This is a genomic window from Hydrogenophaga sp., from assembly GCF_028698005.1.
GTDB lineage: Bacteria > Pseudomonadota > Gammaproteobacteria > Burkholderiales > Burkholderiaceae_C > Hydrogenophaga.
The window spans coordinates 1-7,214 of sequence record NZ_JAQVEJ010000149.1 but is presented as its reverse complement, the minus strand read 5'-3'; the positions used below and the strand labels follow the sequence as shown (position 1 = coordinate 7,214).

General features: G+C 71.7%; 8 protein-coding genes. 4 read left to right on the top strand and 4 right to left on the bottom strand.

From position 1 onward, the window contains the following. Positions 1–66: 66 nt before the first annotated feature. From PHQ87_RS12955 to PHQ87_RS12945, 3 genes are read right to left on the bottom strand one after another with little or no spacing between them, the layout of a single operon-like run. Positions 67–1,104 carry a metal-dependent hydrolase gene (locus PHQ87_RS12955; RefSeq protein WP_300235016.1) on the bottom strand — a complete coding sequence of 346 codons (1,038 nt, stop codon included), beginning with the start codon at positions 1,102–1,104 and terminating at the stop codon, positions 67–69. Positions 1,105–1,113: 9 nt separating this feature from the next. Continuing rightward, positions 1,114–3,546, bottom strand: coding sequence for a GNAT family N-acetyltransferase (locus PHQ87_RS12950; RefSeq protein WP_300235014.1), 2,433 nt, complete (start codon positions 3,544–3,546; stop codon positions 1,114–1,116). Positions 3,547–3,561: 15 nt separating this feature from the next. Beyond that, positions 3,562–4,143 (bottom strand): DUF502 domain-containing protein, encoded by a 582-nt coding sequence (locus PHQ87_RS12945; protein ID WP_300235012.1) that lies wholly within the window; start codon positions 4,141–4,143, stop codon positions 3,562–3,564. Between the two features lie 171 nt (positions 4,144–4,314). Between PHQ87_RS12945 and PHQ87_RS12940 the strand changes: the two genes are divergently transcribed. Further along, positions 4,315–4,650, top strand: a complete 336-nt coding sequence (locus tag PHQ87_RS12940; protein ID WP_300235009.1) for a hypothetical protein — start codon at positions 4,315–4,317, stop codon at positions 4,648–4,650. A gap of 7 nt (positions 4,651–4,657) precedes the next feature. Here the strand turns inward: PHQ87_RS12940 and rsmI are convergent, their stop codons facing one another. Continuing rightward, positions 4,658–5,569: a 16S rRNA (cytidine(1402)-2'-O)-methyltransferase gene (rsmI, locus tag PHQ87_RS12935; RefSeq protein WP_300235006.1), complete on the bottom strand. Its 912-nt coding sequence runs from the start codon at positions 5,567–5,569 to the stop codon at positions 4,658–4,660. On the opposite strand from rsmI, the gene PHQ87_RS12930 reads away from it, so the two are divergent. From PHQ87_RS12930 to PHQ87_RS12920, 3 genes are all read left to right on the top strand, one after another. Next, positions 5,569–6,000, top strand: coding sequence for a YraN family protein (locus PHQ87_RS12930; protein WP_300235003.1), 432 nt, complete (start codon positions 5,569–5,571; stop codon positions 5,998–6,000). The two genes, rsmI and PHQ87_RS12930, sit on opposite strands and share 1 nt — an antisense overlap. A gap of 27 nt (positions 6,001–6,027) precedes the next feature. Continuing rightward, on the top strand, positions 6,028–6,648 hold the full coding sequence (locus tag PHQ87_RS12925) for an SIS domain-containing protein (RefSeq protein ID WP_300235000.1): 621 nt from the start codon (positions 6,028–6,030) through the stop codon (positions 6,646–6,648). After that, the coding region (locus tag PHQ87_RS12920; protein WP_300234997.1) for a BON domain-containing protein at positions 6,645–7,214 on the top strand (570 nt) is incomplete at its 3' end. The genes PHQ87_RS12925 and PHQ87_RS12920, both read left to right, overlap by 4 nt.

The window sequence follows — 7,214 nt, the reverse complement described above, 5'->3', positions numbered from 1 at the left end:
TTCGCCTTGGGGCGGCCCGGCGGCGAATCCATCGCCCCCACGCTCCGCTGGATCACCTGCGGCGCTTCAGCGGGTCTCGTTGTCGGCGGCCAGTGCGGCCCCCATGGGCAGGAGGTCGGTGCCCCACAGGCGTTGCCACAGCCAGGCCAGGGCGCGGTTGGTGTCGGGGCGGCTGGAGCGGAACGACGGTGGCTCGGTGCCGACGGCGTCCACGGGGCCGACATCGAAATTGAAGATGTAGTCGGGCTCCTGGCCCATGCGCAGGTCGGTGATGTGCAGGCGCCCGTCGGGTGTTTCGCGCAGGCGGTAAAAACCCTGGGTGAACGCCGCCAGGCGTGCCACCGGCGCGTCGTTCGCGTGCTGTCCGATCAGCGCCGGCCCGCGGTCGTGCGCCAGCCAGCGGATGGCCGGGTCCCGGTCCAGCAGGCTGTGGTAGCCCTCGTGGTAGTGGCTGGGGGTGGTGGCCACCAGGCGCCACAGCACGGTGTTGAACGGCGCCGGCGTGACCAGCAGCCGGTCGGCGGCAATGCCCTGGGCCTGCAGCGAGGCGTGCGCCACCTGTGTGGCCCATTGCTGCGCTACCACGCTCCAGCCGAGGTAGGCGGTGGACAGCACCAGCCCCGCCAGGTTCCAGCGCAGGCCGCTGCCCTGGCGGCCCCGGGCCAGCGCGGCGATCACGCCCAGCAGCAGGGGCAGGGTGTAGGCCGGATCGATGATGAAGACGCTGCCGACGGCGTAGGGGTGGTCGGAAAACGGCTGCAGCAACTGCGTGCCGTACACCGTCATGGTGTCCAGCAAGGGGTGGGTGAACAGCGCCAGCCACAGGGCCAGCCACCAGCGCCGCCACAGCGCGGTCTGGCCGTGCAGGTGGCTGACCAGCCGGGCCAGCAGGGGCGAGAACAGCGTGAGCAGCAGCAGCGAATGGCTTTCGGCGCGGTGCCGCACCATGTTCAGCAGCGGGTCGCCGTGGTCGATCAGGGCGTCCAGATCGGGCAGGGTGCCGGCGATGCCGCCCCACAGGGCGGCCTTCCAGATCGCCGTGCGGCGGCCCATGACGGCCACCGACACGGCGGCCCCGAGTGTGATCTGCGTCAGCGAATCCATGCGCCGAGCTTATCGCCCTTCGGGCGCGCCCGGCTGGAGCATCAGCGTGATCTCGCACAGGCCGGGGTCGTCGTTGCTGGCCCGTTCGGCAAAGCCCAGCTTGCGTGCCAGCGCCAGCATGCCGGTGTTCTCGCGCAGCACCGTGCCCACCAGCCGGCGCGTGCCGCAGGCCTGCAGGTAGCCGATCATCTTGCGCATGAGCCGCAGCCCGAGGCCGGCACCCTGCAGGTCGGAGCGCACCAGCACGCCGAACTCGGCGCTGTCGTTGTCCGGATCGATCATGGCCCGCACGGTGCCCAGGGTCTCGGCGCTGCCGTCGGGCAGCGTGCGCGTGGCGATGAAGGCCATCTCCCGCGCGTAGTCGATCTGCGTCAGGCGCGCCAGCTCGGCGTGGCCGAAGCTGCGCCGGGAATAGAAAATCCGCAGCCGGATGTGCTCCGGTTCCATGCGTGCCAGAAAGTCCCGGTGCGCCGCCTCGTCTTCGGGGCGGATCGGCCGCAGCGTCAGGGGCTGGCCGCACCAGTCGATGGTCTCGGCCAGCTCGGCCGGGTAGGGCCGGATCGTGAACTGCGCCGCGCCGGCCGGCCGCTGCGCGCTCAGGCGCGTGCGTGCCTCGCACACGGTGGCGCCCCCCTGGCCGTCGAGCAGCAGGTGGATGTCCAGCGCGGCCAGCTCGGGCACGTCCGCCAGCAGTTGCGAGACCGCCACCAGCCAGCCGGCCAGCGTGTCGGTGTCGCCCGAAGGCCAGCGGTGCAGCCGGGTGCGGCGGATCTGCGCCCGTGCCAGCGGAAGATTCAGCGGCGGCAGGGATGGCGTCAGCGCGGCCGCTGCGTCCGGGGCAAGCTCGTCCTCGCCCAGCACCACCACCGGGCCGAACACCGGGTCGATGCGGGTGCCGATCCGGCAGGCGTGGTGCCGGGGTGGCCATGCGTCCGGGCCGGTTGTGCCGCGGCCGTCGTCGGGGGCCGGCCATGGCAGGCCGGCGGCCGCCAGCAGTGCGCCGGTGCCGGCGGTGTCCAGTTCGCCGCCGGCCGCGGCCAGCGCCGTCCGGACGATGGCGTGCAGCGCCTGCAGATCGGGCGTGCGCGCGCCCTGGTACGCCGACGGCGTTTCCAGCAGCTCGGCCTGGTGCCGTCGGTGGGCGTGCACGAAACCGAGCGCGCGCACGGCGGCTTCGGGGGTCTCGGCGGTGGGGACCCCACCGTGGCGCAGCACCTGGTGCGCCGCATCCGCGGAGCGGCCGCCGAGCCAGCAGCCCAGCACCCGGTGCGGCGTGGCCTGCACCAGGGGCAGCACGGCACGGGCGATCTCGGCACTGTCCACCAGGGCCGAGGGGGCGTGGACCAGCAGCAATGCGCCGGTGCTGGCCGGCAGCAAGGCCTGCAGGGCCGCGGCATAGTGGGCGGGCGGCGCATCGTGCGGCAGGAGCACCGGGTTGGCCGCCACGGCGCTGCCCGGCACGGCCGTGGCCAGCCGCGCGCGCGTGCCCTCGTTCAGGGGCGCCAGCGGCAGGCCCAGCGCGGCGGCCTCGTCGGCCGCCAGCGCCGCGGCGCCCCGGCTGTTGCCCAGCATCAGCAGGGGGGCCGGTGCCGCCGGGCCGAGGCGGGTGAGGGCCTCGGCCGCGAGGAACAGGTCCTGCAGGGTGCGCACGCGCAGCATGCCCGCGCGTGCGATGGCGCTGTCGAACACCGCGTCCGGATCCACGGTGGCGCCGGCATTGCCTGCCCCCCGGGCCCTGACCACGATCACGGGTTTGTTGCGCGCTGCGGCGCGTGCGGCCGACATGAACTTGCGTGGATCACCGATGCCTGTGGCGTAGAGCGCGATGGCGCGCGTGTGCGGATCGTTGCCGAGGTGGTCGAGCAGGTCGCCGATGTCAACGTCGGCGCTGTCACCGAGCGAGACGACATGCGAGAACCCGATGCCGCGCGCATCGGCCCAGTCGAGCATGGCGGTGGTCAGCGTGCCCGAGGACGAGACGAAGGCGAGGTGGCCCGGGCGGGCGCCGAGGTGGGCGATGCTGGCGTTCAGGCCCAGGTGTGGCACCAGCAGGCCGATGCCGCCGGGCCCCAGGATGCGCAGCGTATGTGGCCGTGCCGCGTCGAGCATGGCCTGCCGGGTGGCCGCGTCCAGGCCGCGGGTCAGCACGACGGCCGCGCGCGTGCCGCGCTCGCCCAACTGGCGGATCAGCCCGGGCACGGTGGCCGGTGGCGTGCAGACCAGAGCCAGCGCCGGCGCCTGCGGCAGATCGGCCACCCGGCGCCAGACCGGGACGCCATCGAGCTGCGCATGCCGGAGGTTGACCGGGTACAGGGGCCCGCCAAAACCACCCTCACGCAGCCGGCACCAGGCCATGGCGCCGACGCTGCCCGGGTGCGGCGAAGCGCCGATGACCGCCACCGACTCCGGCGCCAGCAGGTGCTCGAGATGCCGGGCGCTCATTGCATGAGATGTCGATTACTTTCCAGCCATGAAGGCGATCAGCGCCATGCGCATCGCCTCCTCGACCGACATGTCTATCGGCTCCGTCCAGTGACGTGGCACGAACACCGTGTAGCCGCCGATCATGTAGCCCATGGGCAGGTACACGGCGACATGGTCGTCCAGTTCACCCAGCCCCCGGGGCAGGCCCCGCATATGCTGACGCGTGATCAGGCCCACGATGGACAGTTCGGTGCCCGGGGGCCTGAGCAGCACCACCTGCTGCGCACTCTGCTGGTGGGGGGCGAAATACTCGGCAAAGTTCTTGAGCGACGAGTAGATGCTCTTGACCACGGGCAGGTTGGTGAAGGGCAGCTCCAGCCACGACAGCAGCCGGGAGGTGAACCTCTGCGAGACCAGGAAGCCCAGGGCCAGGATCAGCAGCGCGCCCAGCCCGATGCCCAGGCCCGGCAGGTAGAACTCGCCCACCACCGGCCGGATCAGCAGCATGGCCGTGCGCTCCGTCCAGGAAACAAACATCCACAGCAGGTAAACCGTCAACGCCAGCGGCAGGATGGCGAGAAGACCGCGAAAGAAGTACTGCGTGAGTCGGTTCATGGGCGGCTCGAAAGGGCGTGGAAGGGCCGTCGCCCAGCATAGCAGTTGTTCGCCGAAAACCCCTCGCTGCGGGCGGGCAGGCTTGCAAACGGGGGGCCGCTCCCCATATCCTTGGAACTGCCCGGCGTGTTGCCGGGAACTTGCGGAGGCCCGGGGCCTCCCATCTTGCAGATGAATGCACTTTCCGACCTTCTTTCCGGGCTCCTGAGGGCCATGTTGCGCATCACGCTGTTCCTGGCCGGCGCCATCTTCGTGCTGAGCTTTCTGGCGGCGGCCGCGGTGGTGGTGCTCGGGGTGTCCGTGTGGTCGCTCATCACCGGGCGCAAGCCGGCGCCGGTGGTGCTGTTCACCCAGATGCGCGAGCGCTCGCGCCGCTACGCCGCGGGCACCTGGAGCCGCGGCGAGCCGGCGGCCAGCCAGGACGTGGTTGACGTCGAGGCCACCGAGGTGGGCGGCGCTGGCATGCCGCGCCCGCTGACGCCGGTTGACGGGCGCGCAGCCAGATAGTGAGCGCTTACGCCCTGTCGTCCTTGCGTGCCAGCGCGGCGGTGTACAGGGTGTTGCGTGGCGCACCGGTGATTTCGGCACAGAGCTTCACGGCGGTTTTCACGGGCAGCTCGGCCAGCAGCAGATCCAGGGTGCGCAAGGCCTGAGCGTCCATCTCCTGCGCCGCGGCGGGCGCCGCCGGGTGCACCAGCAGGGCGAATTCGCCGCGTGTGCGGTGCGCGGCCTGCGCCAGCCAGCCGGGCAACTCGTGCGCCGGCATCCGGGCCACTTCTTCAAACTGTTTCGTCAGCTCCCGGCCGACCGTTACCGGCCGCTCGCCCAGCGTGGCCAGCTCGCGCGCCAGCGCCTCGATGCGGTGGGGCGCCTCCAGCACCAGCGTGGCCAGGGGCGAGGCGCCGATGGCCGCGACCTCGCGCTGGCGCTCGCTGGCCTTGGGCGAGAGAAAACCCAGGAAGGTGAAACGCCCGTCCCAGCCGGCATGGCCGGTCACGCTCAGCAGCGCGGTCAGGCTGCTGGCCCCCGGTACCGGGACGCTGCGCAGGCCGGCCTCCGCCACGGCCGCCACCAGCCGTGCCCCCGGATCGCTCACGCCCGGCGTGCCGGCATCGCTCACATAGGCCACCCGCTGGCCTTCGCGCAGCCGCGCCAGCACCGCCGTGGCGGCGCTGGCCTCGTTGTGCTCGTGCAGGGCCAGCAGGGGTTTGTCGTGCAGGCCGTAGGCCTTGAGCAGGCCCGCCGTGTGGCGGGTGTCCTCGCAGGCGATGGCGTCGGCCAGTGCCAGCACGTGCAGCGCCCGCAGACCGATGTCGGCCAGGTTGCCGATGGGCGTGGCCACCATGTACAGCGCGCCCTGCGGATAATGCTGCTGAGCGGCGGCCTCGCGCACGGCCGGCAACAGGGATGGGGACAGAACAGACAATGTGGGGCTTTCGTGAACGGGGGGCGGCGCCCGGCCGGCCCGGGGCGAGCACGCGCCAGCGTGGCAACGCGGCCGAAGACCTGGCGCTGGCGCACCTGCAGGCGGCCGGCCTGCGGCTGGTGCGGCGCAACTTCCGCACGCCCGGGCGGGGTGGCGGCGAAATCGACCTCATTATGCGGGAGGCCGACGGCACGCTGGTGTTCGTCGAGGTGCGCCAGCGCGCCTCGGCCCGGGCCGGCGGCGCGGCGGCCAGCGTGACGGCCGCCAAGCAGCGGCGCATCGTGTTCGCCGCGCGGCACTTTTTGCTGCCATACCGGTCAGAGCCTCCATGCCGGTTCGATGTGGTGGTGATCGATGGCGCGCTGGGCGCCGGTGATCCGCCCCGCATCGGCTGGTTGCGCGCGGCGTTTGATGCCGGCGCCAGCTTTTGAGCCACCGACCACCGCTATCATCGCGCCATGCTTCTGCAACGCATTCAGCAACAGTTCATCGACAGTGCCGACCTCAAGTACCAGTGTGCGCCGATCCTGGCGCCGGTGGTCGAGGCGGCCACGAATGCGGTGCTCGCCTGTGTCACGGGCGGAGGCAAGGTGCTGGCCTGCGGCAATGGTCCTTCGGCGGCGCTGGCGCAGGTGTTTGCGGCCGGCTTTGTGGGCCGCTATGAGCGCGAGCGCCCCGAACTGGCGGCGTTTTCCCTGGCCGCCGACGCGGCGGTGCTCACCGGGGTGGCCAGCGACTTCGACACCCGGGCGGTCTTTGCCCGCCAGGTGCGTGCCCTGGGCCAGGCCGGCGACGTGCTGCTGGCCCTGTCGACCAGCGGCAACGCGGCCAACATCCTCTCGGCCGTCGAGGCGGCCCACGAGCGCGACATGGTGGTGGTGGCCCTCACCGATGGCCGCGGGGGCCGCCTGGCCTCGCTGCTGCGTGATACCGATGTGCACGTGAGCGTGCCCGGCGAGGTGCCCGCACGTATCCTGGAAGTGCACCATCTGGTGCTGCACTGCATCTGCGACGGCGTGGATGCGCAGTTGCTGGGTTTGCCCGAATCCCTGACCAACGACACGGAGATCCTTTCATGAACCGCACGCTTTTCCCGCGCCGCCTGGCGTTGATGTCGCTGTCCCTGGTGGCCTCGGCCACGCTGCTGTCGGCCTGCGCACCCCTGCTGATGGGCGGTGCCGCCGCCACCACCGTGATGGTGGCGACCGACCGCCGCAGCTCGGGCGCGCAACTCGATGACCAGGGCATCGAGCTGCGCGCGGCCAGCAACATCCGCGACGCGCTGGGTTCGCGCGTGCGTGTCAGCGTCACCAGCTTCAACCGCCGCGCCCTGATCACGGGTGAGGCGGCCAGCGAACGCGACAAGGCCCTGGTGGGCGAGGCCGTGCGCCAGACGCCCAATGTGCAGGCGGTGTACAACGAGGTCGGCATCGCCAACAGCCCTTCGCTGAAGGAGCGCACCGAGGACAGCCTGCTCACGGGCAAGGTCAAGGCGGGCCTGGTCGCCGCCAAGGACATACCGGCCAACTCGATCAAGGTCGTGACCGAGCGTGGCACTGTTTACCTGATGGGGATGCTCTCGCAAAGCGAGGCCGAGCGCGCCACCAGCGTCGCCCGCACCACCTCCGGCGTGCAGCGCGTCGTG

Coding starts and splice junctions, on each gene's coding strand:
- PHQ87_RS12955 (WP_300235016.1), bottom strand. CDS start 1,104: ATGGATTCGCTGACGCAGATCACACTCGGGGCCGCCGTGTCGGTGGCC.
- PHQ87_RS12950 (WP_300235014.1), bottom strand. CDS start 3,546: ATGAGCGCCCGGCATCTCGAGCACCTGCTGGCGCCGGAGTCGGTGGCG.
- PHQ87_RS12945 (WP_300235012.1), bottom strand. CDS start 4,143: ATGAACCGACTCACGCAGTACTTCTTTCGCGGTCTTCTCGCCATCCTG.
- PHQ87_RS12940 (WP_300235009.1), top strand. CDS start 4,315: ATGAATGCACTTTCCGACCTTCTTTCCGGGCTCCTGAGGGCCATGTTG.
- PHQ87_RS12930 (WP_300235003.1), top strand. CDS start 5,569: ATGTGGGGCTTTCGTGAACGGGGGGCGGCGCCCGGCCGGCCCGGGGCG.
- PHQ87_RS12925 (WP_300235000.1), top strand. CDS start 6,028: ATGCTTCTGCAACGCATTCAGCAACAGTTCATCGACAGTGCCGACCTC.